Annotated in this window: 24 protein-coding genes and 1 tRNA gene; 5 read left to right on the forward strand and 20 right to left on the reverse strand. The window is 67.0% G+C overall.

Going from position 1 to position 23,334, the window contains the following annotated elements; translation table 11 throughout:
• Positions 1-93: 93 nt before the first annotated feature.
• Positions 94-1,251: an MFS transporter gene (locus tag BMY07_RS22420; RefSeq protein ID WP_092782026.1), complete on the forward strand. Its 1,158-nt coding sequence runs from the start codon at positions 94-96 to the stop codon at positions 1,249-1,251.
• Here BMY07_RS22420 and dcd read toward each other — a convergent pair.
• Complete coding sequence (gene dcd / locus BMY07_RS22425; RefSeq protein ID WP_092782298.1) at positions 1,227-1,808, reverse strand: dCTP deaminase; 582 nt, start codon at positions 1,806-1,808, stop codon at positions 1,227-1,229. The two genes, BMY07_RS22420 and dcd, sit on opposite strands and share 25 nt — an antisense overlap.
• A gap of 79 nt (positions 1,809-1,887) precedes the next feature.
• Between dcd and BMY07_RS22430 the strand changes: the two genes are divergently transcribed.
• Positions 1,888-1,958 (forward strand) — tRNA-Gly (locus BMY07_RS22430).
• A 128-nt stretch (positions 1,959-2,086) separates the two neighbouring features.
• On the opposite strand, the gene BMY07_RS22435 is transcribed toward BMY07_RS22430, so the two are convergent.
• From BMY07_RS22435 to BMY07_RS22480, 11 genes are all read right to left on the reverse strand, one after another.
• Positions 2,087-3,211, reverse strand: a complete 1,125-nt coding sequence (locus tag BMY07_RS22435) for a tyrosine-type recombinase/integrase (protein ID WP_092782029.1) — start codon at positions 3,209-3,211, stop codon at positions 2,087-2,089.
• Complete coding sequence (locus BMY07_RS22440) at positions 3,211-3,429, reverse strand: helix-turn-helix domain-containing protein (RefSeq protein ID WP_092782032.1); 219 nt, start codon at positions 3,427-3,429, stop codon at positions 3,211-3,213. Before BMY07_RS22440 ends, BMY07_RS22435 begins: the two co-directional genes overlap by 1 nt.
• A gap of 14 nt (positions 3,430-3,443) precedes the next feature.
• Positions 3,444-5,015 carry a replication initiator gene (locus BMY07_RS22445; RefSeq protein ID WP_092782035.1) on the reverse strand — a complete coding sequence of 524 codons (1,572 nt, stop codon included), beginning with the start codon at positions 5,013-5,015 and terminating at the stop codon, positions 3,444-3,446.
• The gene (locus BMY07_RS22450; RefSeq protein ID WP_092782037.1) at positions 5,012-5,425 is read right to left on the reverse strand and encodes a hypothetical protein; all 414 of its coding nucleotides are present in this window, start codon (positions 5,423-5,425) and stop codon (positions 5,012-5,014) included. The genes BMY07_RS22445 and BMY07_RS22450 overlap by 4 nt, the downstream gene beginning before the upstream one ends.
• Positions 5,422-6,645, reverse strand: a complete 1,224-nt coding sequence (locus BMY07_RS22455) for an FtsK/SpoIIIE domain-containing protein (RefSeq protein WP_245782565.1) — start codon at positions 6,643-6,645, stop codon at positions 5,422-5,424. The genes BMY07_RS22450 and BMY07_RS22455 overlap by 4 nt, the downstream gene beginning before the upstream one ends.
• Before the next feature lie 24 nt (positions 6,646-6,669).
• Positions 6,670-6,813 carry a hypothetical protein gene (locus BMY07_RS35525; protein WP_245782566.1) on the reverse strand — a complete coding sequence of 48 codons (144 nt, stop codon included), beginning with the start codon at positions 6,811-6,813 and terminating at the stop codon, positions 6,670-6,672.
• 227 nt (positions 6,814-7,040) lie between these two features.
• Entirely contained in the window at positions 7,041-7,379 is a 339-nt protein-coding gene (locus BMY07_RS22460) for a helix-turn-helix domain-containing protein (RefSeq protein ID WP_245782567.1), read from the reverse strand.
• Between the two features lie 36 nt (positions 7,380-7,415).
• The gene (locus BMY07_RS22465) at positions 7,416-7,691 is read right to left on the reverse strand and encodes a hypothetical protein (protein WP_092782042.1); all 276 of its coding nucleotides are present in this window, start codon (positions 7,689-7,691) and stop codon (positions 7,416-7,418) included.
• A gap of 41 nt (positions 7,692-7,732) precedes the next feature.
• Entirely contained in the window at positions 7,733-8,029 is a 297-nt protein-coding gene (locus BMY07_RS22470; protein ID WP_143073595.1) for a hypothetical protein, read from the reverse strand.
• A gap of 42 nt (positions 8,030-8,071) precedes the next feature.
• Positions 8,072-8,512, reverse strand: a complete 441-nt coding sequence (locus BMY07_RS22475) for a hypothetical protein (protein ID WP_092782301.1) — start codon at positions 8,510-8,512, stop codon at positions 8,072-8,074.
• Positions 8,513-8,624: 112 nt separating this feature from the next.
• Complete coding sequence (locus tag BMY07_RS22480) at positions 8,625-9,371, reverse strand: GntR family transcriptional regulator (protein ID WP_092782048.1); 747 nt, start codon at positions 9,369-9,371, stop codon at positions 8,625-8,627.
• A gap of 536 nt (positions 9,372-9,907) precedes the next feature.
• Here BMY07_RS22480 and BMY07_RS22485 point away from each other — a divergent pair.
• Positions 9,908-11,215, forward strand: coding sequence for an ATP-binding protein (locus BMY07_RS22485; RefSeq protein WP_092782051.1), 1,308 nt, complete (start codon positions 9,908-9,910; stop codon positions 11,213-11,215).
• A 1,052-nt stretch (positions 11,216-12,267) separates the two neighbouring features.
• Here the strand turns inward: BMY07_RS22485 and BMY07_RS22490 are convergent.
• From BMY07_RS22490 to BMY07_RS22500, 3 genes are all read right to left on the reverse strand, one after another.
• On the reverse strand, positions 12,268-12,804 hold the full coding sequence (locus tag BMY07_RS22490; RefSeq protein ID WP_092782054.1) for a snapalysin family zinc-dependent metalloprotease: 537 nt from the start codon (positions 12,802-12,804) through the stop codon (positions 12,268-12,270).
• 231 nt (positions 12,805-13,035) lie between these two features.
• Positions 13,036-14,163: a DNA adenine methylase gene (locus BMY07_RS22495; RefSeq protein ID WP_218150726.1), complete on the reverse strand. Its 1,128-nt coding sequence runs from the start codon at positions 14,161-14,163 to the stop codon at positions 13,036-13,038.
• A gap of 2 nt (positions 14,164-14,165) precedes the next feature.
• Positions 14,166-14,675 (reverse strand): DUF4304 domain-containing protein, encoded by a 510-nt coding sequence (locus BMY07_RS22500; RefSeq protein ID WP_143073596.1) that lies wholly within the window; start codon positions 14,673-14,675, stop codon positions 14,166-14,168.
• Positions 14,676-14,954: 279 nt separating this feature from the next.
• Between BMY07_RS22500 and BMY07_RS22505 the strand changes: the two genes are divergently transcribed.
• Both BMY07_RS22505 and BMY07_RS22510 read left to right on the forward strand, forming a co-directional pair.
• Positions 14,955-15,668, forward strand: a complete 714-nt coding sequence (locus BMY07_RS22505) for a response regulator transcription factor (protein WP_092782060.1) — start codon at positions 14,955-14,957, stop codon at positions 15,666-15,668.
• A gap of 124 nt (positions 15,669-15,792) precedes the next feature.
• Positions 15,793-17,625, forward strand: a complete 1,833-nt coding sequence (locus BMY07_RS22510) for an acyl-CoA dehydrogenase (protein ID WP_092782064.1) — start codon at positions 15,793-15,795, stop codon at positions 17,623-17,625.
• A gap of 209 nt (positions 17,626-17,834) precedes the next feature.
• Here the strand turns inward: BMY07_RS22510 and BMY07_RS22515 are convergent, their stop codons facing one another.
• From BMY07_RS22515 to BMY07_RS22535, 5 genes are all read right to left on the reverse strand, one after another.
• Positions 17,835-18,635 carry a DUF1206 domain-containing protein gene (locus BMY07_RS22515; RefSeq protein WP_245782568.1) on the reverse strand — a complete coding sequence of 267 codons (801 nt, stop codon included), beginning with the start codon at positions 18,633-18,635 and terminating at the stop codon, positions 17,835-17,837.
• A gap of 106 nt (positions 18,636-18,741) precedes the next feature.
• Positions 18,742-20,631 (reverse strand): VanW family protein, encoded by a 1,890-nt coding sequence (locus BMY07_RS22520; RefSeq protein ID WP_092782066.1) that lies wholly within the window; start codon positions 20,629-20,631, stop codon positions 18,742-18,744.
• Positions 20,632-20,661: 30 nt separating this feature from the next.
• Positions 20,662-20,955: a GroES family chaperonin gene (locus BMY07_RS22525; RefSeq protein WP_092782310.1), complete on the reverse strand. Its 294-nt coding sequence runs from the start codon at positions 20,953-20,955 to the stop codon at positions 20,662-20,664.
• A 70-nt stretch (positions 20,956-21,025) separates the two neighbouring features.
• Positions 21,026-22,840 (reverse strand): NHL domain-containing thioredoxin family protein, encoded by a 1,815-nt coding sequence (locus BMY07_RS22530; RefSeq protein WP_092782069.1) that lies wholly within the window; start codon positions 22,838-22,840, stop codon positions 21,026-21,028.
• A 54-nt stretch (positions 22,841-22,894) separates the two neighbouring features.
• Complete coding sequence (locus BMY07_RS22535; RefSeq protein ID WP_281245083.1) at positions 22,895-23,317, reverse strand: Imm1 family immunity protein; 423 nt, start codon at positions 23,315-23,317, stop codon at positions 22,895-22,897.
• Between the last annotated feature and the right edge of the window lie 17 nt (positions 23,318-23,334).

Consider the following 23,334-nt stretch of genomic DNA (forward strand, 5'->3'; position numbering starts at 1 on the left):
CGACAGCGCCCCCGACCTGCCCTGGTCGGGGGCGCTTCTCGTATCGCGGGAAAGTTGTTCCGATATCCAGGAACACTTAGCTACGTTAACTACATGGGACGACGCTGGTGGATCTTGGCGATCGCGGTCGCCGCGCAGGCCGCGGTGACCAGTCTGGTCTACGGGTTGCCCTTCCTGCTGCCGCAACTGCGGGCCGAACTGGGGTTGTCGCTGACCGAGGGCGGGACGCTGGCGGTGGCGCCGGTGCTCGGGGTGCTCGTCGCGCTGATCGCGTGGGGCGCGGCGACCGACCGGTTCGGCGAGCGGATCGTGATGGGCATCGGCATGGCGGGCACCGGGCTCGCGGGCCTGGCCGCCGCGGCGACAACCGGGGTGGCGGGGCTGGTCGTGCTGATGATCGTGGCCGGGGTGTTCTCGGCGTCGATCACCTCGGCCAGCGGGCGGGCGGTGCTGGGATGGTTCGAGGCCTCCGAGCGCGGGCTGGCGATGGGGATCCGGCAGACGTGCACGCCCATCGGCGTCGGTTTCGCCGCTCTAGTACTACCGGCCGCAGGGGAGGCTTGGGGCTACCGCGCGGCGCTTCTCGTACCTGCGGCGTTATGCCTGAGTTTGGCGGTTGTCGTTGCCCTGTGGCTGGTGGACCCACCACGCCCGGCAGCGCGCACGGTCACCGAAACCCGGTCGCCCTATCGGACTCCGACGCTGTGGCGGGTGCACACCGCTAGCGCGCTGCTCGTGGGGCCTCAGTTCATCTCCAGCACGTTCGCGTTGACCTACCTGGTCACGGAACACGGGTGGAGCGCGGTCACGGCCGGCGTCGTACTGGCGATCGTCCAGATCTTCGGCGCGGCGGGCCGGATCGGGGCGGGGGTGTGGTCGGACCGGGTGGGCAGCCGGATGCGACCGATGCGGATCATCGCGGTGGCCGTGGCGGCGGCGCTGATGATCTGGGCGTTCGGCGGGTCGTCGTGGGTGGCCGTGGTGGGGCTCGTCGCGGTGCTGGTCATCTCGGTGACCGACAACGGGTTGGCGTTCACCGCCACGGCAGAACTAGCGGGCCCGTTCTGGGCAGGGCGCGCGTTGGGCATCCAGAACACGGGCCAGAACGCCATGGCACTGGCCATCGCACCACTGTTCGCGGTAGTCGTAACCGCCTTCGGCTGGCCGTTAGCCCTGTCCCTGGCGGCAGCACTACCTCTGGCCGCCGCCCTGATCACCCCGGTCGGTCAGCGCTTGGTGTCGACCCGGTGAAAGTTCAGGTAGGCCTTCGAGGGCGTCGGCCCACGCTGCCCCTGGTAGCGCGACCCGGCTTCCTTCGACCCGTACGGGAACTCGGCGGCGGACGACAGCCGGAACAGGCAGAGCTGCCCGATCTTCATCCCCGGCCACAGCGTGATCGGCAGGTTCGCCACATTGGACAGCTCCAGCGTGATGTGCCCGGTGAACCCCGGATCGATGAACCCCGCCGTCGAGTGCGTCAACAACCCCAACCGCCCCAACGACGACTTCCCCTCCAACCGCCCCGCCAGGTCATCAGGCAGCGTGACGGCCTCGAACGTCGACCCCAGCACGAACTCCCCGGGGTGCAGCACGAACGGCTCATCATCCTCAGCCTCAACCAACGACGTCAGGTCGTCCTGCTGCTGCCTGGGATCGATGTGCGTGTACCGCGTGTTGTTGAACACCCGGAAGAACCGGTCCAACCGCACGTCAACACTCGACGGCTGCACCATGAGCGGCTCGAACGGCTCCACCCCCAGCCGCCCCGAGGCCAACTCTTCCCGCAGGTCACGATCGCTCAGCAACACCCCCACACCCTAACCACGCCACCTCCCCGTGACGCGCCCACCCAGGCCGTGTAGGCTAGCGGCGATCTTCCAGATCGCTGCGGATGTAGTTCAATGGTAGAACATCAGCTTCCCAAGCTGAATACGCGGGTTCGATTCCCGTCATCCGCTCAACCAGGGCTACCCATGTCCAAGGAATACTTGGACCTTGTGGTTTCGCCTTTTGCCCTGGGGGCCGAGCCCCCAGACCCCCACGGTGCGGTGATCGGGCTGAGTGGGGGCGTGCGATAAGCGTGCAACTAGTCGCTCCGGTGCTCGTCGGCGAGTTTCGACAGCTGGTCCGCGATGGCCTGGTCGGCTTCTTGGGTGGCGCGTTGGTAGATCAACGCGGCGCGCATGTCGTCGTGACCCATCCTCGCCATGAGGTCCTTGGTGCTCACCCCGACCCGCGCGACCCAGATGTTCCCGGCATGGCGGAGGTCGTGGAAGTGGACACCCTTCATCCCCAGGCGGGTGACCAACTGAGTCCACTTGACCCGCTGGCTGAAGTTCGACCGCCGCATGTGCTTGCCGTTGTCGGCCGGGAACAGGAGCGCCTCGCTGCCCGCATCCACCCACTCTTCGAGGTGCTGGACCAGCTCAGCTCGAACCGCTGCCGGGACGATCAACGTCCGCACCCCTGCCCGTGACTTCGGTGGCCCCACGACCACGCCCCGTCGCGCGACCTCAGTGACGGCCTGGCGCACGTGCAGCCGGCTCCCGTCCGGCGCCACATCCCCGCGCCGCAATGCGACGACTTCACCCCACCGCAGCGTGCAGAAGGCCGTGACCAGGATCAACGTCCGCAACCGGCGCACCGGCATGGCATCGGCTAGCTCGAACACCTGCTTCACGGTCAGCACCGGCCGCTCGCTCGGTGTCTCCTGATCAGCGCCCCGCACCCGGCAGGGGTTCTTGACCAGGATGCTGTCCTCATCGACCGCCGTATTGAGCACCGCCCGCAGCAGCCGATACGCCTTGGCAGCCATCGTCTGCGAGACACCAGCGGCCAAGAGATCCACCCGCCACTGCCGCACCGCCGCCGGGGTGAGCTTACCCATCGGGAGGCGACCGACATACGGCTCTATGTGCTTTGCGAGCAGCCAGCGGTAGAGGTCGACCGTTCGTGGACTCAGACGCGGCCGCTGCGTGATCCATTGATCCGCGTAGTCGCCGACGTGGATCTTCGCCTTGGCCGGATCCGCCCATTCCCCGGCCATCATCGTAGTTTCGAGTCTGGCGAGGTACTGCTCCGCAGCCGTCTTGTTCGGGAACGTCTCAGGCGCGTTCCTCCGCTTGCTGTCCGGCCCCAGGTAACTCACCTGATAGCGACCTGACGGCAACTTCCGCATCGCACCGAACCGCCGTCGCCGCTTGCCCGCCATCAGGCTGCCCTCTGCATGGACACCCACACCGATCCCACCGTGACCGGCTCCACACGCCCCTCCGCCAGGAACGCGTCCAGGTCGGCGACGGCGAACCGCACGTGGACGCCGACCTTGTAGAAGGCCACCCGCCGCTCCGCCACGAGCCGCCGCACGAACCGGACCGACGTGTTCAGGTACTCCGCCGTCTGGTCCACTGTCAGGTACTGGTGTTCCATCGTGTCTCCCCTGGTCAGGCCGCTAGTGGTGGAGTTGCTGAAACATCGGCTGCCAGTAACGCGGCGTCGTATTCGGCTCTCCAGCGGATGCGTTCGCTGATTGCGTGCATCAGGAGGTGCACGCGCGGGGGGACGGAGAGATCACCGGGTTTGACCTTGTGCCACGTCTCCTGTGACCGGTCAGGTTCGGGTTTGACGATGCCGACTGCGGCTAGGGCTTGGGTGACGAAGGCTTTGCGGTCTTGGCGGTGGTCGGCGAGTGTCTTGCCGGACCACTTGCGGGAGACCAGGACTCGGCGTCCTGGTAGTCCGAGGGTGGTTCGGCGGTGTGCTCGTGCTCGGCAGTGGCCGAGGGTGGTGCGGCTGTTCGCGCCCAGGGGTTGGATGCCGTAGAGCAGCCAGACCGCGCACCGGGGCGAACAGGGTGTGATGGCCAGTTCTGCGTGGAGTCGGTCGTGGTGTTGTCGTTGCCGTTCGGTGTGGGCCTCGATTACCTCGCCCGTGGCCTTGGTGAGGTACTTGGTCAGGTACCCGATGTGCCGCCCGGCCTCCTCGCTGCCGCCGAGGATGCCCTTGGAGTGCACCTGAGCCCCGAAGGTCGCCACGTGCGCGGGGGCCTGGACCTGGTCGAGCGCGTCGCCCCAGGGCGTGAGGGGTTGCCGGGTGTCTGGGTCGACGAACCGGCCATCGACCCAGACCGGGAGCCGGTCACTGTAGATCGGCTCGTCGTGGGGTGGCCACCAGACTTGGAGGTAGGTGGCTGCGGTGACCTGTCGCAGCACCTCGTGCGAGATCGAGCCCCGCACCGCCGCGTGCAGGTGCGGTGCCACCCGCCGCTGGGGCTCCACCGTGGCGAAGTACTGCACGTCCCACCCGACGACGCGGCGAAGGTTCTGCCACCACCGATCGACTAGGGAGGCGAAGTGCACCGCGTCCCGAGCCGCCCGCCGATAGTCGTACCGGTCAGGATTGACCGGAGTCCCGTCATCGCGAACAGGGCCGTAGCTGTCACAGGTGAGCGTGACGAACATCGACGGTCGGAACCCGCCCGCGTACTCGCGCCCCACTGTGCGCCGTTCCACCTTGCGCCGGGGCAGGTTCGGCGCGTCCTGCCGCCTCTTGGTGGACCGTGTTGGAGCCCGCTTCGGAGATGCATCGGGGGAGAGGAGCCGTCCCCGGACGCCGAGCTGGTGGAGCTCATCGTCCAGGGAACGGATCTCTTCCCGCAGGTCATCAGCATCCGCGCCCACCGCCGTCTGATACTCGGCGACCAGGTCGGCGCGCCGTTCCATCAACGCCAGCTGCTCAGGTGAGGGGTCCGCGACGACCGTGACAGGCTCGGCGGTGAGGTGCCAGCCCTCACGGCACTGGGTCATCCTCAGCGCCCGGGCCTTGCGCGCACAGGGCAGGCACACCGACTCCACTGTCGATCCGCACGGCACACCCACGTATCGGGTGCTGCCGTCGGCGCGGTCGGTGACTTCCATGGTGAACGGCCGCACGCACACCCCGTGCTGTTCGGCCGTTGCCCGCACCACATCCGCCGCTAGTGGCCCTCTATCCAGGGTGATGATCTCTGCTGTCATGCGGTGGCCTCCGAGGCGTGCATTCGGAGCCAGTGCAAGACCCAGTCGCCGGTCCGGTCGGCGGTGATCCCGTGTAGCTCGGTGGGGTCCAGGGGTGCGATGACGGTGACCGGTGTGCCGTCAGCGAGGTGGGTGTAGGCGCGGGCCTGGGGGTTGTCGTCGCAGTAGCGCAGCACGAGCGTGGCGTGGTCGAGGGTGTCGACCCAGGCCAGGAGCCGCGCGCAGGCCTGCGGCTGGTCGGGGGCCGAGACGTAGACCTCCACTCGTCCCTGTCCGAGGTTGGCCGAGTAGACGCCCAGGGTGCCCACCGACAGGTGCGGGTGGCGGTCCAGGTGCTCGCGCACGGAGCTGGCCACGTGGTCGATCTGTCCCCACAGGACGGTTCCGGTGTTGTCCAAGGTCGCGGTCATGCTGCTTGTCCTCCATGCGTTGTGTTTTCAGGAAAGGGAATGACGGTCGCCGCTGTGCCGGTGATGAAGTGGCGCAGCTCGACCAGGTTCGAATCAGTCACGTTGAACGCCCGCGCCCGCACCGGGTCGCGTTGTCCGTCCTGCTTGACCCAGGCCACACCGGGTGTTGCCTCGGGGATCTCGTGTGCGGTCGCGCCCCGTGCCCTCACGCCGTCACCGAGGACCATGTCCACCTGGGTGTGCTCGTCCAGCCGCATCGCCACCCTGGTCGGGAACAGATGCCGAAACGGGACAACCTCTTTGCGCGGGTCCTGCACAAACCCCAGCACCGCCAGGCCGGGCGCACGTCCTTGAGACGCGATGGTCTGCAACGCCCCCTGCGCACGCTCCCGCAGCCGTTTGTCAGGCTGGTAGGCGATCAGGTCCGCCAACTCATCGACCACCAGCACCGTGAACGGGTCACCAGTCTCTGGGGACCACCCGCGCCGCACACCGCGATATGACCCAGCGCGTTCCCGCACGTCAGCGGCGGTCTGTTCCAGCAGGGTCACCGCAGCTTCCCCGCCCTCGAACACGACCCGGTCGAACACCTCCGGCACCTGCCCGAGTTCCATCCCGCCCTTCGGGTCGACCCCGACCAGTCGCACCGATCCCGCTTTGACCATCGGCGCCAACGCCCACACCACCGACCACAACAACGAACCCTTACCGGCGCCGGTCACGCCCACCGTGAGCACGTGATTGCCCAGCAACCGCACCCGCCACGGCCTGCCTGTCTCAGTCCGCCCCACCGGTACGCGCCGCAGATCCACGGCCTGTCCCAGCCCGGGAAGCGCCACCGGCTGGGCCAACGGGTCGGAGTGCACCAAGTCCAGTTCGATGGTCCCCGGCTTGATCACCCGGACCCGACAAGAGCGAGCCCGGAAAGAGTGCGCCAACCCGGAGGCCCGCGCTTCCCACTGCTCCGGCGCCTGCCCTTTCACCATCCGTACCCGGACCCGGTCCCGCCACCCTTCCGAGCGTGTCCGCCGCAACCGGGGCAGGTACTCACGGGCCTTCGCACGCGCATCGAGATTGGCCAGCCGCATGACGGTGCGCCACTGCCACGCATACACCGCGACCCGCCGGAACTCCGTACGTGCCCACCACATCCGGACGCGGAAACAATCGGTGGCCCGCCACCACCACACGAGCATGCCGATTCCAGCCACCGTGACCACGGACCCCGCGATCCACGGCCCGCATCACACCCACACGCCAACCCCGAGCGCGAAAGCCACCACGGTCGCCGGGTAGTACCAACTCACCCGCAACGCCCGCGCCGCCAACCACACCGCGACCCACGCCGCCGCGACTGGCAGCAGCGCGACCTTTGCCTTGCCAGGCAACAACGTCCACCACGGCAACCGAGGCCGTGACACTTCCAACGGCGCCGGATCAACCCACCTACCCACGACACATCACCACCCGATGCGGTACCTGAAACGAGATCGCCAAGACCCTGGCCACAACACCTACGATTTCCACGTCTGCTCCCTCACGAGCCGACAGGCACAGAAGCGGGCACTTGGGGGCACACCACGTGACCCGCTTCTGTGCCCCACAAACGAAACGTTCAACGAGAACGACGAAGTTCGTCGACTTTCCGATGCAGATCCTCGACAAGACTCATCAGGCGCGCCTGATCTTCCACCCACGCCACGAAGAACTCCTGTGAGTGATCGTCCGGCAGTTGTGCCGGCTTAGGGACAACCCCGAGCGCGACATCCAGCAAGTGCGACGGATGCAGCCCTAGTGCGACCGAGAGCGCCTCAAGCGTGCGAGCGCTACGCCGCCGCCGGTTGGTGTCGTACTGCAACTCCCGCACGATCGCCTGCGACACATTCGCCCGCTCCGCCAGCTGCCGCTGCCGCCACCCCAACACCACCAGTCGATCGGTGATCACCTTCGCCACACCGGCCCACCCCGCAGGCTCCCCGCGCTCCAACCCTCAGTCCTTGTCCCTGAACTGGAACACCTGAAGCCACCGACACGCCTCAATCACCCCATACGCGGTGGCGTCAAGGTTGTCGATCGCGGAACCCTCGCCGAAGCTCTCCTTGGCGAAGCTTTCCTTAACCTCTCGCGCGTGGTTGATGAGGTCATCAAGATCGGAAACCAATGTCGGCACGAACGCCGGCCAGCCCTGCCCCATCTCCACCGCCCGAGCCCGCACCTCCGCCGTCGTCTGCGGTGCCCTGGACAACATGAACTGATCCCCCGCCACCGGAGCTACCTTCAGCACGTTCCGCGCACACCCCATCCGCCTCACCTTCCCGATAGCGGCGAGAACACGTCCGCTCTGACGGGGAGTTCGCCTGACAACCGCCGCGACGGGTCAGCGAAGAACCCCGTCTGAGCAGCCGCCCACGTCGACCACTCCCGCCCCTGCGCGTCGAACGCCTCCGCTGCCGTCACCAGCCCGGCGACCAACCACCAGGGGCACCCGGGTACGGCGGCCATCTCCCGCCACAACGCCCCCACGTCCTCGGATGCCTCCGCCACACCTTCCGGCCCTGTCCAGCCGTACCGGGCGTAGACCGCCTCCCACCGCTGCACCAACACCGGCGGCATCGTAGGCACACAACACGACGCGTACCCCATGCCCTACGCCGCCTTTCCAGACGGCTCCGACTTCCCCCGCACCCCACTCGCAGCCTCGGCGAACCCCGCCGCCCGGTAGTTGAACGACAAGTACTTGAACTCCCCATTCCCCGACACCCGAGGCTCCGCCGTCAACCCCACCAATTCCACCGGCCGCATCCCCGGCAACGCCTCAGCAGTAGTCGGCACGGGCTGCACATCTGCCAACAACGTCACCTCAAACGACGCCCGCTTGGCATTCGTCTCACCCGGGTCAGTGACCGTCGCCTTCCACTGCCTCTGCCCACTCACCTCATCAATCCGCTGCCGCGTCGGCCGGTTCGCCGCCCTGTCCTCCCGAGACTGGTACTCCGTGTCCGGCCCCACCTGCCCTACCAACACCAACCCCTGCGGAAACGCCACCGCGAACTCCACCGGGAACCGAAACCCCTTCGGCATCGCCATCGTTGCCTCCTCCACCGACCTGGCCACAAGTGGCCCTTGCCACCAGCAAATATAGTGGCATAGGCCACCTGTGGCGAGGAGGTCACCCGAACGTGTTAACGATGGGCTGCTGTCAGTCGATCAAGTAGACCTGGTCAACAGCCCAAGCGCCGGGAGGGTAGGCGGCCTCCGCGTACTCCAACGGCTTGTCGTCCTGGTCGTAGACGGTGTGCCGGTACGCCAACACAGCTGCATCGGTGCCAGACAGCCCGAGCGTCTCGCGCTCCTCATCCGTCGCCGCACGAGCCGCGAACTGATCGCGAGCATGAGACGCGGTCCGACCAGTCACCGACTCGACATAACCCACCGAGCCCATCCTGATCCGCTCGGCAACGAGCAGGTTCGGCGCGACCTCGGCCAGACTGCCGTCCGCCCAAGAGATCGACATCTCCACCGGCAGGTCAGCATCGTTGTGCGTGACCCGAGCACGACGAATCACCTGGTCACCGACACCTACGCCCAACGCTTCCGCTACGTGGTCAGGAGCTGCGACCAGCTCTGCGGACTTGATCACCGCATACCAACCAGGCGCGTAGATCTTGCCGAACTGCCGCACCCGCGCGTACCGCTCCCGAGCCCTGACCGCCACCTTCTGCGTCAGTACGTACGTGCCCGAACCCTGCCGCCGCTCGACCAAGCCCTGCCCCTCCAGCGAGTTCAACGCCTTCTCAGCAGTCGGCCGCACAACCTCCCACTCCTCCGCGATCTGCCGCTCAGACGGCAACTTGTCACCCGGCTTGAGGTCGCCACGGGTGATCTGGTCGCGGTAGTGGTTGGCAATCTGGAGGTACTTCGGCAGTACCTCCTGGATCTTGGGCATCACAACACCTCACTCACTGGCCTATGTCACCAGCCAGCGTAACCACGCCGTCACGAGCCGCACAACGTGCATGACCGATGGGGTCTACCTCGCATCTTCATCCTGGATGATGCGAGCACACGATCGCTACCACGGTGATCGTGACTGACGACGCCGCGCGTGTTGCCACCTTCTCCTGACATCGCCTTCCGACCCTCGGACCGCGCATAGCTCCGATTTCTAGAGCTTGGTGACACACACCGACGACTGCTACGAGATCGTCGCCAAGGACTACCTTGCGACCACCTTCATTTTCGACCATTCCCAGGCGAGGCGCTATCCTGCCCGCCTCCTACCTCCGCTCGACCCGGCAAGGGGCGCTTGCCGGCTAGTCAATTAACTCCACACGGTTGCAGAACACATTGCTCCAGATTCCGACACCTATCTACTCACGAATTTGAGCGTTCAGTTGCGCGAAGAGTCGGTTGGCGATACGATCTGTCCACTTGGAATGTGGGTCACTAGTAGAATCGTTGTCGACCGGACAAGGTGTTAGAATGAACAGATCCCGCCGCCGAAAGAATGAAAGCAATCGCATCGCTAGGCGTGCGGCGAAAATTCGACGCCAATCGCATAAGAATGACCCCGGAGTGTCAGACACTTTCGGCCTGAGCAGGGAAGCTCGGATTATCGCTTCGGGGGTCCGGTCGGTATTTACCCCCCATCAGCCGATCAGGGACATCAGTCTTCTCTTTGGTCGAGCAGATCAGGTGGGGAGCTTGGTCCAGACACTGAATACGCCTGGTCAACATGTCCTTCTCTATGGGGAGAGAGGTGTTGGCAAAAGCTCGCTGGCAAATATTGTGTCTAATGTGTTACTTCAGGCCATGCAGCCAGAACTATTCGTCAAGCGTTGCGATCAGGCTGACGTTTTCGAGACGATTCTCCAGAAACCCCTCGCGGCGGTCGGGCATGATCTAAGTCTGACAGCGGTGAGCGATACGCAGTCGAAAACCCGGAAAGCCGGAATCCAGGGAGGGCTGTTTCAGGGAGCACAGGAGTCGAAAACGGACGTTGTCCGTACCTTTACTGCCTACAACGCAATATCGCCTTCTTCTGCTGCGGATGCGCTGAAAGAGTTGGATGGATTGCTACTCATAGATGAGTTCGATGCCGTCAAGAGCGAAGAGGAGAAACGTCGAGTTGCTGAACTCATCAAGCAACTTAGCGACTATGGCTCACCTTTCAAGATAATGGTCGTGGGAATCGCAGAAACCGGCGACCAACTTACTGCGGCCCATCCGTCGGTTCAGCGATGCCTTCGCGAGACTAAGCTGAGCAGGATGAGCAATGCGGAGTTGCGGCCCATTATAACAACCGGAGCGCAGGTCCTAGGAATCACGTTCCAACAAGATGTAATCGAATCCATTCTCCGACTCAGTGCAGGGTATCCACACTTCACACACCTCCTCGCCTTAAAGTGCGCGGAGGATGTTATCGGCGACAACCGGTCCACGGTTTCCGCAGCCGACCTTACGAGGGCAATGTCGGGCGCGGTCACCGATGCCGAAGGAACCCTCACTAGAATCTATGATGAGAGTGTCAGGTCGGCCAGTGAGATGTATCGCGAAATACTCGCCGCAGCCGCCTCTTTGGAAACCGAGGAGTTTGCTTCGGCTGACCTAAGGTCGGCGATCGAGTTGAGGACTGGTCAGGAAGTATCCCAAGGATCGTTGAACAACTACTTCACCCGACTTATGTCAAGCGATGGAGGAAAAATACTTCGTCGCATCACTCAAGGGCGTTATCGTTTTGAAGATCCGCGGATGCGGAGTTATGTCCGGATCGTCAACAAGATGACGTGATCGCATTGTACTTGCTGAAACCGGCTCTATGGGATCAAGGCGCGCCGCTCGCGGCGGCGCGCTGCGTGGGCCTGTCGCCTGGGCGGTGGGGCGGCATCCATCGCGGCGCGGTCCGGCCTGACGCTTCGCTTACGGCCGGACGGCCGCGCGGCGCGGCCTGGGACGGGGAAGGGACGCGAGCCGCCGCGACCGGCGCGCGAGCAGGGGAGGACGGCGAGGAGTCAGCCGGTTGGACGCTGCTTGGCGAGGTGGGGCGCTGGGACGGTGGGTCTATGGCAGACGACGAGGTGGGGAAGCGGCAGGGACCGGCGGAGGGTGAGGTGCCTCGGTATGGGTCTGGAGGGGCACCTCGGCACCTGTTCACGAGACAGCAGCTCGCGGATCAGTTCGGGCTGTTTCCGGGTGGGCCGGTCCGAGGAAGCGTGGACTCGCAGTACGGCCCGGTGGCGCTGTACGCGGTGAACGAGGCAGAGCTTCCTAGGCACCCCGACGCCCGAGGGTGACTACGGACAGCGGTGACTGTCAAGGCGGGACGGAGTACCTTGACAGTCACCGCTGTCCGTGTGATTGGGCTTCGTGTCGGGGTGCAGGGGGCGGAGTGGGTACCAGGTTGAGTCGTGCGATTGGCGTGCGATGAGGGGTGGTCACAGGCGGGTAGCTGGGGATAGGGGTGAACAGCTCCGGCGCAGGTCAGCACTGGTGTACGGGGTGTGCGCAGCAGATTCCCAAGCTGAATACGCGGGTTCGATTCCCGTCATCCGCTCAACCAGGGCTATTCATGTCTGCGGAGTGCGCAGACGTTGTGGTTTCGCCATTGAATCTGGGGGGCGACCCCCCAGGCCCCCACGGTGCGGTCGGCGGCGGAATCAGCGGGGTTCGCTTGACCTTCGGTCGTCGGATCAAGGTGTGTAACCAATGGGGCTGTCGCCTACGGTGCGGTCGGCGGCGGAATCAGTGGGGATTCGTTCGAACCTTCGATATGGCGTTGTTGGTTGTGTGGCGGTGGGTGGGCCCGGGGAGGGGTGGGCTCCCCGGGCCGGCTGGGGATGGGGTTACTGCTGGATGGACCAGGTTTCGGGGGCGGTGTAGCCGTTGGCCCACATGCGCTCGATGGACTGGCGCTCCTGGGTGTTCGGGCTGGCGTTGTGGCAGGAGGTTCCGGCGCCGCCGCCGGACATCAGTTCTGAGCACGGGCCCTGGTAGTGGTCCTTGAGGCCGAGTGCGTGGCCCGTCTCGTGCGCGGTGATGCGGACCTTGTCGTACTTGGCCATCTGCTGGAAGTCGATGTAGATGGTGCCCTGGCCGTGGCCGTTGGTCACCGCGTGCGAGCCCTGCTGGCCGTAGCTGCCCTCGACGTACCTCAGCGTGGCGCCCGCGCACTCCTTCAGCTGGACGTTGCGCACGGCCTCGTTCCACTTGCCGAGCCCGGCGATGATGTACTGGCGGAACTGCGGCGCGCCGGAGGTGCTGACGCAGACCGTCTTGGCGGCGGCCGCACTCGACGTTTCGGCGGACGCGGAGCCTGCGATCACCGGCATTACGAGAACCGCGACGCTGACCGCGCCGACGAACAGGGATTTGACGGACATCTGGAGAACTCCTTGCCATCGGGACGATTGACAAGGTTCACAGTGACGATGTCCTTTCATCTGCGGTACATGCCAATGAAACATAGGCATCGCCTATACAGAGCCCTCAACGCCCCAACCAGCGCGAATGCGGTCAACCCCGGCGCGACCGAATAGTTCCCATTCACCAGGCACGTTGCCGAAATGTCCCATCTGGTCCCGATTGGGCGAGTTCGCCTTGGTGTCGCGCACTCAGTCCCGGGCAGCGGTGGGTTGGATTTCGCAGGCTTTGTCGACCAGGTAGAGGTGTTCGGTCACGTGGAGGGTGCGGGAGTGGAGGTTTCGGCTGCCGCGGAAGGCGTTGTACTGGGTGGTGAACTCGGTGACCGTGCCCGCCTCGCGGAGCAGGTGGTGCATGGCGGGTGGGGAGATGAAGCCCTCGTTGTTGGCGGAGATGAGGATGAAGCGGGCAGGGATGCGGGCCAGGAGGTCGGCCAGCAGAGCAGGGGCGCGTTTGCGGATGTTGTACGCGGAGCGGCGCCAGGTGGTGGGGATGCCGGAGATCGGGCTGATGTCGACCGGCTCGGTGTAGTTGACCAGCAGGTTGAGCATGAAGTAGTTGGAGCCGTACGGGTGCTGGTTGTACGGCGGGTCCAGGTAGGCCAGGTCCAGCTCGTCCAGCACGTCGGGGAGGGTGTTGGCGTCTTGTTGCAGGACGGTGACCGCGCTGGAGAAGTTGCTGAGTACTGGGGTGCTCAGCCTGATCTCGCCCTTGATGCGCGATAAGGCGTCCTTGCCGCTGCCGCCGAGTCTGCCCACGCCGGTGGCTCTGTCCTTGTAGAAGCCTTTGAAGAGGCCCGCGGTGTTGGTGTGTATCGACGCCGCCGATAGCAGTGGCCCGAGTAAGAGGGGCTGTAAGTGTGGTGGGGCTTGGCGGATCAGGCAGGCGTAGCTGTCTAGTCTTCGGGCGTTGCTCGTTGTGTAGAAGACGCGTTCGCCGGGCTGGATGTGGTCGTCGTCTGCGGGGGCGTAGAGCTTTCGGATGAACCCGTCGCCGGGGGAGAGGTCTACCTGGCGGTTGAGGTCTCGTACGAGCTCCTCCAACGCCGGTAGGTCTACCTCGTCCGCGTTCGTCAGGTAGCACTGACTCACCACGCGGGCGTAGTCCTCGATGTCGTTGACCACCAACATCGACGCGTGCTGCTTGAGCGCACGGGACACGACACCAGACCCGGAGAACGCGTCCAGGATGCGTAAGGGACGACCAAGGTGCTCGCGGACAGTTCGGACTGCCGCGTCGATCGGGGCTAAGAGGCCGCGCTTATTACCGAGGTACGTGATCAGCTGGGTCCGCGGGTAGTCCGGGTTCTCCTCGGCCACACTCAGTGCACGCGGGCGCGGATCTGGCCGCGGATCGCCGGGAGGCCGAACTCGCGCACGGCGGTCAGCACCTCGGCCGACAGGTTCGCGAACGGGCGGCCCGCCTCGATCTTCCACCACAGGTCGCCGATCGGGACGCCCGAGCCGACCAGCATCAGGTTGCCGATGCGCTCCTGCCAGCCCGCGCCGGTGTGGCCCGCGGCGCGGGTGTACGGCCGGATGCGCAGCTGGGAGGCCCACTCGTCGGTGGCGGTGACGCTCAACGACAGGGTGAAGCGGGTGGAGTAGGTGCTCGACTTGGCCGACTGGAGGATGGAGATCTGCCCGACGTGGGCGTTCTCGATCACCCGGAAGTGCCTGCCGTTGCCGGACAGGCCCAACGCCCGCAGGCCGGGGGCGAGTCCGGTCTCGACCATCAGCCGGAACCACTCGTCCGCATTGCGCACCGCGCCCGCTTCCACGTAGCCCCCTGTTTGGGTCAGGCCGCCCACGCTCGGCATCCGACTGGTCACTGGCGGAGTACTCCCCTGACCCTATCCGGCGGACCGCGCCGTTCCTACCCATTCACCGATCTCACGCCGGTTCGTGACCTGGTCGCCAACCACCATCGGGTGATGACGACACACACCGCGACCAACCGGCGATGTATGTAACACAGATCACACCGGCGTTCTCACCCGTGTGGGTGAGGCTGTCGCGGAAATGGCCGGAAATATCGAAACCGCACGTCACGGGCGGCGGATCGGGTCGTCGCACCTACACGGACGGGTGAACAGCTGGAGGAGCCACACATGCCGCGCAGTACCCACCGGGCCTTCGTCGGCAGGCCCGGGGAGGTAGGCCCAACGGTCGCGCTCGTCGACGGCGTCCCCTTGTTCCGGGAGGGGCTGTCCGCGCTCGTGCTGCGCACCCCTGGCCTGCGCTGGCTCGGCGCCACCGACACACCGCAGGGCGCGCTCGGGTTCGTCGAGCGGTTCCGCCCCGATGTCGCGCTCATCGACTCCGGCCTCGACCCGCGCGGACACCTGTCGACCTCCTTGTGCGCGGCGTGCCCCGCCCTCGCCGTGGTGATCCTGGTCCGCGAGGCGCACCGGACCACCCAGTACGTGGCCACCGCGATCACCGCGGGCGTGCACGGCGTCCTGCAGCGCTCCGTCGAGCCACCGCAGGTCGTCGAGGCGATCCGGACCGTCCACGAGACCCGCCGCTACCTCGACCCCGGCCTGGCGAGCACCGTCGCCGCGCCGCGCGCCCGGCTGGCCAGGGTGTCCGACGAGCAGCTGCCGCTGTCGCGCCGGGAGTTCCAGGTGCTGCAGCTGATCGCCGACGGGCTGGAGAACCAGGAGATCGCCAAGGTGCTGTTCGTCTCGGTGGAGACCGTGCGGACGCACGTCAAGAGCATCCTGCGCAAGCTCTGCGCCAGGGACCGCACGCACGCGGTGGCCGTGGCGTTCAAGTCGGGTGTGCTCATCGCTCCCGCCCGCAGGCCGCGCACCGGCACGTGAGCGGGATCTCGACCACCGACCGGGTGAAGCACCCCCCGCGCCTTGCCGCTCCTACCAGCCGGTAATAGACTCAAGTTACCGATGAGTAGCCGCTGCTCACGAGCGTGACACACGGAGCGACGAGATGGGCCACTACAAGAGCAACGTCCGCGACCTCGAGTTCAACCTGTTCGAGGTGTTCGCCGTCGGGGACCGGTTGGGCAAGGGGGTCCTGGCGGAGTCGGACGAGGAGACCGCGCGGGGCGTGCTCAGCGAGTTGAACAAGCTCGCCGTGGGTCCGCTGGCCGAGTCCTTCGTCGACGCCGACCGCAACCCGCCCGAGTACGACCCGAAGACCTTCAGCGCCACGCTGCCGGAGTCGTTCAAGAAGTCGTACCAGCAGATGTGGGACGGCGAGTGGTGGCGGCTCGGCCTGACCAACGAACTGGGCGGCTTCGGCCTGCCGCCGACGGTCCAGTGGGCGGCCTCCGAGCTGATCCTCGGCGCGAACCCGGCGCTGTTCATCTACCTGGCCGGGCCGAACTTCGCGATGGTCGTGCACAACAACGGCACCGAGGAGCAGAAGCGCTGGGCCCGGCTCATGATCGACCGCGGCTGGGGCGCGACGATGGTCCTCACCGAGCCGGACGCCGGGTCGGACGTCGGCGCGGGCCGCACCAAGGCGGTCAAGCAGGACGACGGCTCCTGGCACATCGACGGGGTGAAGCGGTTCATCACCTCGGGGGACCAGGACCTGACCGAGAACATCATGCACCTGGTGCTCGCCCGCCCCGAGGGCCACGGCCCGGGCACCAAGGGCCTGAGCCTGTTCCTGGTGCCCAAGTTCCACTTCGACACCGAGACCGGTGACCTCGGCGAGCGCAACGGCGCGTACGTGACCAACGTCGAGCACAAGATGGGCCTGAAGGTGTCGACGACCTGCGAGGTCACCTTCGGCCAGCACGGCACCCCGGCCAAGGGCTGGCTGCTCGGCGAGGTGCACGACGGCATCGCGCAGATGTTCCAGGTGATCGAGTACGCCAGGATGATGGTCGGCACCAAGGCCATCGCGACGCTGTCCACCGGCTACCTGAACGCGCTGGAGTACGCCAAGGAGCGGGTCCAGGGCGCCGACCTGCCGAACATGCTGGACAAGACCGCACCCAGGGTCACCATCACCCATCACCCGGACGTGCGACGCAGCCTCATGCTGCAGAAGGCGTACGCCGAGGGCCTGCGGTCGCTGTACCTGTACAACGCGACTTTCCAGGACCAGCTGTGGACCCGCGAGGGTGACGAGGAATCCCTGAAGCTCGCCGAACGGGTGAACGACCTCCTGCTGCCGATCGTCAAGGGCGTCGGCTCCGAGCGCGCCACCGAGCAACTGGTGCAATCCCTGCAAACCCTCGGCGGCTCGGGCTTCCTGCAGGACTACCCGCTCGAGCAGTACATCCGCGACTCCAAGATCGACTCGCTGTACGAGGGCACCACCGCGATCCAGTCCCTGGACTTCTTCTTCCGCAAGATCATCCGCGACAAGGGCCAGGCGCTGGCGTTCGTGGCGGGCGAGATCACCAAGTTCCTGGACTCGGAGAGCGGCAACGGTCGCCTGAAGCGGGAACGCGAACTCCTGAAGCAGGCCCTCGAAGACGTCCAGGGCATCCTCGGCGCGATGGTCGGCCACCTGACGGCGTCGCAAGAGGAACCGCGCAGCATCTACCGGGTCGGCCTGCACAGCGTGCGCCTGCTGATGGCCACCGGCGACCTGCTTGTCGGGTGGCTGCTCCAGCGCCAGGCGGAAATCGCCCTGGCCCGGCTGGATGCCGGGGTCACTGGGCGCGACAAGGCGTTCTACGAGGGCAAGGTGGCCGTGGCGTCCTTCTTCGCCAAGAACGTCCTGCCTGAGCTATCGGCGGCCCGCAAGATCGTCGAGGCAGCGGACCTGGACCTGATGGACGTCGACGAAGCCGCGTTCTAGGAACTCGCTTGACGATGGCCCGCTACCTGCGTGGTGGCGGGCCATCGGCATCATCCGGGACGGCATCCACTGTCCACGATGGATGTTTCCGCACGGCATCTCTTGCCAGTTGGAGATCGCAGAGACACACGCCCGCGGATCGCCGAGAAGGCTCGATCACGGGGCGGTGAGGAGTTGGTTCAGCGCGTGCTGAAGTACCGCTCCGACGCTCAGGTGCGGTGGGCCTTGGCGGCGGCGATGGCGTAGGTGCCGAAGGCGGCGAAGCCTGCGGCTACCACCACCAGCAGCACGGTGCCGAAGGGTTGGTTGGCGAGGGTTCGGAGGGCGGAGTCGAGGCCGCCTGCTTCGGAGGCGTTGGCGTCGAGGGCGGCGATGCCCAGGAGGACGCCGACGATGGCGATGCCGAGGCCCTTGGCGATGTAGCCGATCTGGCCGAGGCGTTCGACCACGCGGGGTTTGGGGAGGTCGCTGGTGTCGAGGTCCTTCATGAAGGACTTGCGGAAGCCGGAGACGATGCTGGCGATGCCCGCGGCGATCACACCCACGGCGATGGCGCCGACGAGGAAGCGGCCTGCGGGCAGGGCCATCAGCTCGGCCGTCATCTGCTTCTGCTTCTGGTCGCCGCTCTGGCTGCCGTTGCCGGTGGCGATGCGGATGGCGGCGATGCCGAGGGAGATGCCGACGATGCCGCGCACGCCCGCGCCGAGGCGCTTGAAGACGCGCTTCCTGCCCTCGTGCCACTGGTAGCTCACGGCGGCCATCAGCAGCTGCCAAACGCCGAAGGCCAGTAGGCCGATGGCGAGGACCCACAGGATCACCGCGCCGAACGGGGTGCTGGCGATCTCCTGCAGCGCGCCGGTCTGGTCGGCTTCCTGGCCGCCGCCGCCGAAGGCGACCTGCAGGGCCAGGTAGGCGATGATCACGTACACGGCCCCGTAGCAGGCCATGCCCGCGCGGCCCAACCCCTTGACCACGTCGTTGTGGTGCGCGCTGTGCACTGCGCTGGTCATGCGGCCTCCTCGGTCACGGTCCGGGGATGACGTGTCACCTGATCGGGTCGGTCAAACGTGAAAGGCCCGGTGACCACACGCGGTCACCGGGCCTCGACGGGCGGACTCAGGCCGGTGGGGGCGGCACCTGCGGGGCGGGAGCGCACACGATCTTGGGCTGCGGGTTGTAGCGGACCGTGCGGGTGTCGCGGCGGACCTCGCGGCCGGTGGCGGCGTCGCGCAGGACGCGGGTGTCGGAGGTGGTGAAGCCGTTGGCGCCGTTGCTGGGGGTGCACTTGCCGGTGGTCGGGCCGGGCTTCTCCTGCGGGGTGGTCTCCGCGGAGCGGCCGCCGGTGATCGACTCGACGGAGTAGCGCTTGGTGCCCCAGATCTTCACCGTGATCGAGCCGGAGGTCCAGATGGTCTGGATGGCCACGCCGGTCGTCGCGTCGTTGGTGAACTTCAGGTCGATGACGCTGCTGCCGTCGTGGTTCTGGAACACCGTCGCCTCGCGGGCGGCCGGGTAGCGGCTGATGTAGTAGCTGTGCTCCTTGTGGCCCGCGTCCTTGAGACCGGCGAAGTACGAGGCGTTGTACAGCGTGGTGGCGAACTGCGAGATACCGCCGCCGACCTCACGGCCCGGTGCGCCGTCCTTGATCACGCCCGCCTCGACGTAGCCCTGGACCGAGGTGCGCGGGCCGGTGAACCCGTTGAGGCTGAACGTCTCGCCCGGCTTGACGATGGCGCCGTTGACCTTCGCCGCGACGGTGCGGATGTTGATCCCGGAGTCGGCGGCGAAGCCCTTGGTGCTGAACTCGCCGATGACCTCCTTGATGCCGAGCTGGGTGGCCTGCTCGGTGGTCACCTTGGCCGGGGTCTTGGTGTACTCGACCTTGAGCTCGCGGCCGTCCGGCTCCTTCAGCACGTCGAGCAGGGTGGCGAACGCGGTGTCGTACTTGACCCCGGTGCCGTCGACCGAGGGGGTGACCGTCGGCGCGCCGCCCTCGAAGACGACCTGCGCGTCCTTGCCCTCCTTCTCGGTGGAGGCGAGCTGCGGCTTGACCGCGTCGGTGACCTTGACCAGGTCGAGCTTCGGGTTCAGCCCGCCGCCGTCGACCGGCTCGAACACCAGCGCGGACGCGATCACCGCGGGCTCGATCCTGGCGTCCTTGCCCTCGCCCTTGACCACGACCGGCCCGGACACCGCGACCTTGGCGAGCTCGAACGCGGAGCGCACGCCCTCGGTCGTCGTCTTCACCGGCGTGGCGGTCACCGGCAGGGTCAGCGACCCGCCTGCGACCCAGCCGTCGACGATGATCGACTTGGCCTTCGCCGCGTCGAGCTCCTGGCCCGCGACCGGCTCGACCGCGACCGGGGTGGCGCCGTCGAAGCGGATGCCGCCCTCGGCCGGGGCGCGGGTGCCCGCCGCCTTGAGCCGGTCGATCGCCCCGGTCAGCGCCGCGTCGTCGGTCGCGGTGACCACGCCGACCTCGCGGGTGCCGCCGAACAGCGACGACAGCCGGGTGAACGGGTTGAGCGGCTGGTCGCCCGCCTGCTCCAGGGTCGCGCCCCAGTTCAGCGTCAGCCCGGACCTGGTCGGGTCCAGCTTCTCCTCGACCGAGCCGATCTTGAGCGACACCGGCTGGGTGAGCCGCGGCTCGATCTTGTTGCGCAGCTCGCGCTCGGCGTCGACCTGCGACAGCCCACCGACCTCGACGCCTGCCACGGTCGTCCCGCGCGGGACGTCACCGCTGCTGATCGCCAGGTCGATGCCGTAGAGCACGGCCAACGCGCCGACCACCGCGCCCGCGATGATGGCGGGCTTGCGCAGACCCCCGCGCTTGGCCGGTTCCTCGTCCTGCTCCTGCGGCGTGCCGAGCTTCTCGGTCGGACCGTCCAACGGCGACCCCACCGCCTGCGGTCCCACGTGCTGCGGCACCCGGGGCAGCAGGTCGGTCTGCTCGGTGTGCGACTCCGGCCATCTGGCCCCGTCAGGCCAGTCCTGGTCCTGCGGCACGGTTCACCTTTCCCCTCAGAGGTACCCCGGTCAGAGGTACAGCCCGGTCCCGTGTTCGGTGCGTTCGCTCGCCACGGCGTGCACGTCCCGCTCACGCATCACCAGGTAGGCCTGCCCGTGGACCTCTACCTCGAACTGGTCCTCGGGGTTGAACAGCACCCGGTCGCCCACCTTCACCGTGCGGACGTTCGTCCCCGCCCCCACCACGTCCCCCCACGCGAGCCGCTTGGCGACCTGCGCGGTGGCCGGGATGACGATGCCGCCGGTGCTGCGCCGCTCCCCCTCCTCGGGGGTGAGCCGCACGAGGACCCGGTCGTGCAGCATCTGGACCTCGAGCTTCAGTTCCGACACCGAGGAATGGTAACCGCCTGCTCGGGGTGGGCTTCCGGCGTGGTCAGGGCTGCTCGTCGAGCCCGCCCATGACCAGTGGCAGCCGGTGCGCGCCGGTGTCGGTCACCCGGACGGGGACACCCCAGTCCTGCCTGGTCAGGTGGCACGCGGCGTGCTCGGTGCCGTCGTCGTCGCAACTGGCGGCCTGCGCGACGACGTGCAGCACCCCCTCCGTCACACCGGCGGCGACGGTCAGCTTGCGGGTCAGGTCGGTGCCGACCCCGGCGCCGTCGACGAGCAGTTCCGGCGGCGACGAGGTGATCTCCAGGCGGGTCGACGGGCCGTACCGCTCGTCCAGCTTCTGCCCGGGCGGCGGGGCGAACACGACGGCGAGGTCGAGCACCCCGGCGGCGATGTCGGTCGGCGGCCTGCGGACCTGGTGGGCCTCGCCGTCGACCAGGTGCGCCGCGGCGACCGGGCGGGACAACCGGTGCGCGGCGGACTCGACGACGACCAGGTCACCGTCGACCAGCACGGCCCCGGAGGGCTCCGCGAGGCCGGTGGCGAGGGTGCTGACCTCGTTGGTCGCCGGGTCGTACCGCCGGATCGCGCCGTTGTAGGTGTCGGCGATGGCGACGGAGTGGTCGGCCAGGACGGTGACGCCGAGCGGGTGCTGCAAGAGGGCTTGGTCGGCGGGACCGTCGCGGTGGCCGAAGTCGAACAGGCCCTTGCCGATCGCGGTGTGGACGGTGCGGTCGGCGTCGATCCAACGCAGCGCGGAGGTCTCGGAGTCGACCAGCCAGAGCTTGTCGCCGTCAACGGCGAGGCCGGAGGTCTGGGCGAAGAAGGCCTGGTCGGCGGGACCGTCGTGGAGGCCCTCGACGGTCGTGCCCGCGAAGCGGCTGACCTCGCCGGTGCGGGGGTCGAAGAGGCCGAGCGTGTGGTTGCCCGCCATGGCGATGACCAGGCCTTGCGCGGGCTCCCACCAGACGAGGTCCCAGGGGCTGGTCAGATCGATCTCGAGACCGGGGCCATCGGTCGGGCCGTTGCGCCACTGCCTGCCCGTGCCCGCGATGGTGGTGACCTCGCCGGTGTCGGTGTTGATGCCGCGCAAGAGGTGGTTGACGGTGTCGGCGACTACGAGGTGGTAGCCCACTCTTACGTGCTCGGGCAGCACGGCAACGGCGGAGGGCTCGGAGAAGGTGGGCTCAGTGCCGTCTTGCCTGCCGCGCGCGCCGGTGCCGTAGGTGGTCACGACGGTGTCGTCCTTGAGCTCGACGATCCGGTGGTGCGCGGTGTCGGCGACGAGGACGGTGCCCTTGCCGGTGACCGTCGCCTTCGCGGGGAACCGCAACTCCGTCTCGGCGGGCGGCGGAGGCACGTACGGACCATCGCCGCGGTGGAGCGTCCCCTTCGCCTCGTGCTCCGCGACAACCTCGGCGATCACCCGCTTGAGCGCTTCCGCATGCCCCTCACCCGCGGCGACGTGCACGACGTAACCCTCGGGATCCACCAGCACGAGCGTCGGCCACGCCTTCACCGCGTACGCCTGCCAGGTGGTCAGATCGGGGTCGTCGAGCACGGGGTGGTGCACCTCGTACCGCTCGACCGCCGCCACCAGCGCCTGCTCATCCGCCTCGTGCACGAACTTCGGCGAATGCACCCCCACGGTGACCAGGACGTCCCCGAACTCCTCCTCGATGGGGCGCAGCTCGTCGAGGACGTGCAGGCAGTTGATGCAGCAGAAGGTCCAGAAGTCCAGGAGCAGGACCTTGCCGCGGAAGTCACCGAGGTGCAGGTCCTTGCCGCCGGTGTTCAGCCAGCCACGCCCGATCAACTCGGCAGCGCGGGACAGGCGACGGGGTTGTGCTGTGCTCACGGTGGAATCCAACACGCTGGCGGTTGCAGTCTGTTCCTGGGCCCAGGATGTGGGCTAGAGCTGCCGCCACTGGACGCAGGTGGGGCGGGCGGCAGTGGCCAGGAACTCTTTGAGGGCTTGGGTGAACAGGTCGAGGGCGAGTCCGGTGCCTGCTTCGAAGTCCGTGTGGTCGTAGTGGCGCGCAGGGGAGGTCGGATCGCCTATGGGGAGGCTGAAGGGGTGAACCGGGCAGTAGTGGGACAGGTACCCGAATCCGCTGTGGACTAGCGCCCAGAGCAGGTGATCGGGGACTGATTCGCCACTGAACTCCGAGACGACGGCTGGCCGGTCCAGGTGGAAGACCATGGCCGGGTCGGCACTCGGCTCGGACAACAGGACGACCAAGCGATCGACGTCATCCGGGGTGTGGGCAACGAACGTGCCGTCAGCGGGAAGTTCATGAGGATCATGAATCTCCCAGGCGGCTCTGAAGCTCAAGGTCTCTCCCCGGCGAC

The organism is Actinokineospora terrae (assembly GCF_900111175.1).
Lineage (GTDB): Bacteria > Actinomycetota > Actinomycetes > Mycobacteriales > Pseudonocardiaceae > Actinokineospora > Actinokineospora terrae.

Excerpts from the sequence above, each read along its gene's own strand:
- BMY07_RS22420 (WP_092782026.1), top strand. The coding sequence starts at position 94 with ATGGGACGACGCTGGTGGATCTTGGCGATCGCGGTCGCCGCGCAGGCC.
- BMY07_RS22435 (WP_092782029.1), bottom strand. The coding sequence starts at position 3,211 with ATGGCGGGCAAGCGGCGACGGCGGTTCGGTGCGATGCGGAAGTTGCCG.
- BMY07_RS22440 (WP_092782032.1), bottom strand. The coding sequence starts at position 3,429 with ATGGAACACCAGTACCTGACAGTGGACCAGACGGCGGAGTACCTGAAC.
- BMY07_RS22445 (WP_092782035.1), bottom strand. The coding sequence starts at position 5,015 with ATGACAGCAGAGATCATCACCCTGGATAGAGGGCCACTAGCGGCGGAT.
- BMY07_RS22450 (WP_092782037.1), bottom strand. The coding sequence starts at position 5,425 with ATGACCGCGACCTTGGACAACACCGGAACCGTCCTGTGGGGACAGATC.
- BMY07_RS22475 (WP_092782301.1), bottom strand. The coding sequence starts at position 8,512 with ATGGCGATGCCGAAGGGGTTTCGGTTCCCGGTGGAGTTCGCGGTGGCG.
- BMY07_RS22480 (WP_092782048.1), bottom strand. The coding sequence starts at position 9,371 with ATGCCCAAGATCCAGGAGGTACTGCCGAAGTACCTCCAGATTGCCAAC.
- BMY07_RS22485 (WP_092782051.1), top strand. The coding sequence starts at position 9,908 with ATGAACAGATCCCGCCGCCGAAAGAATGAAAGCAATCGCATCGCTAGG.
- BMY07_RS22490 (WP_092782054.1), bottom strand. The coding sequence starts at position 12,804 with ATGTCCGTCAAATCCCTGTTCGTCGGCGCGGTCAGCGTCGCGGTTCTC.
- BMY07_RS22505 (WP_092782060.1), top strand. The coding sequence starts at position 14,955 with ATGCCGCGCAGTACCCACCGGGCCTTCGTCGGCAGGCCCGGGGAGGTA.
- BMY07_RS22510 (WP_092782064.1), top strand. The coding sequence starts at position 15,793 with ATGGGCCACTACAAGAGCAACGTCCGCGACCTCGAGTTCAACCTGTTC.
- BMY07_RS22515 (WP_245782568.1), bottom strand. The coding sequence starts at position 18,635 with ATGACCAGCGCAGTGCACAGCGCGCACCACAACGACGTGGTCAAGGGG.
- BMY07_RS22525 (WP_092782310.1), bottom strand. The coding sequence starts at position 20,955 with ATGCTGCACGACCGGGTCCTCGTGCGGCTCACCCCCGAGGAGGGGGAG.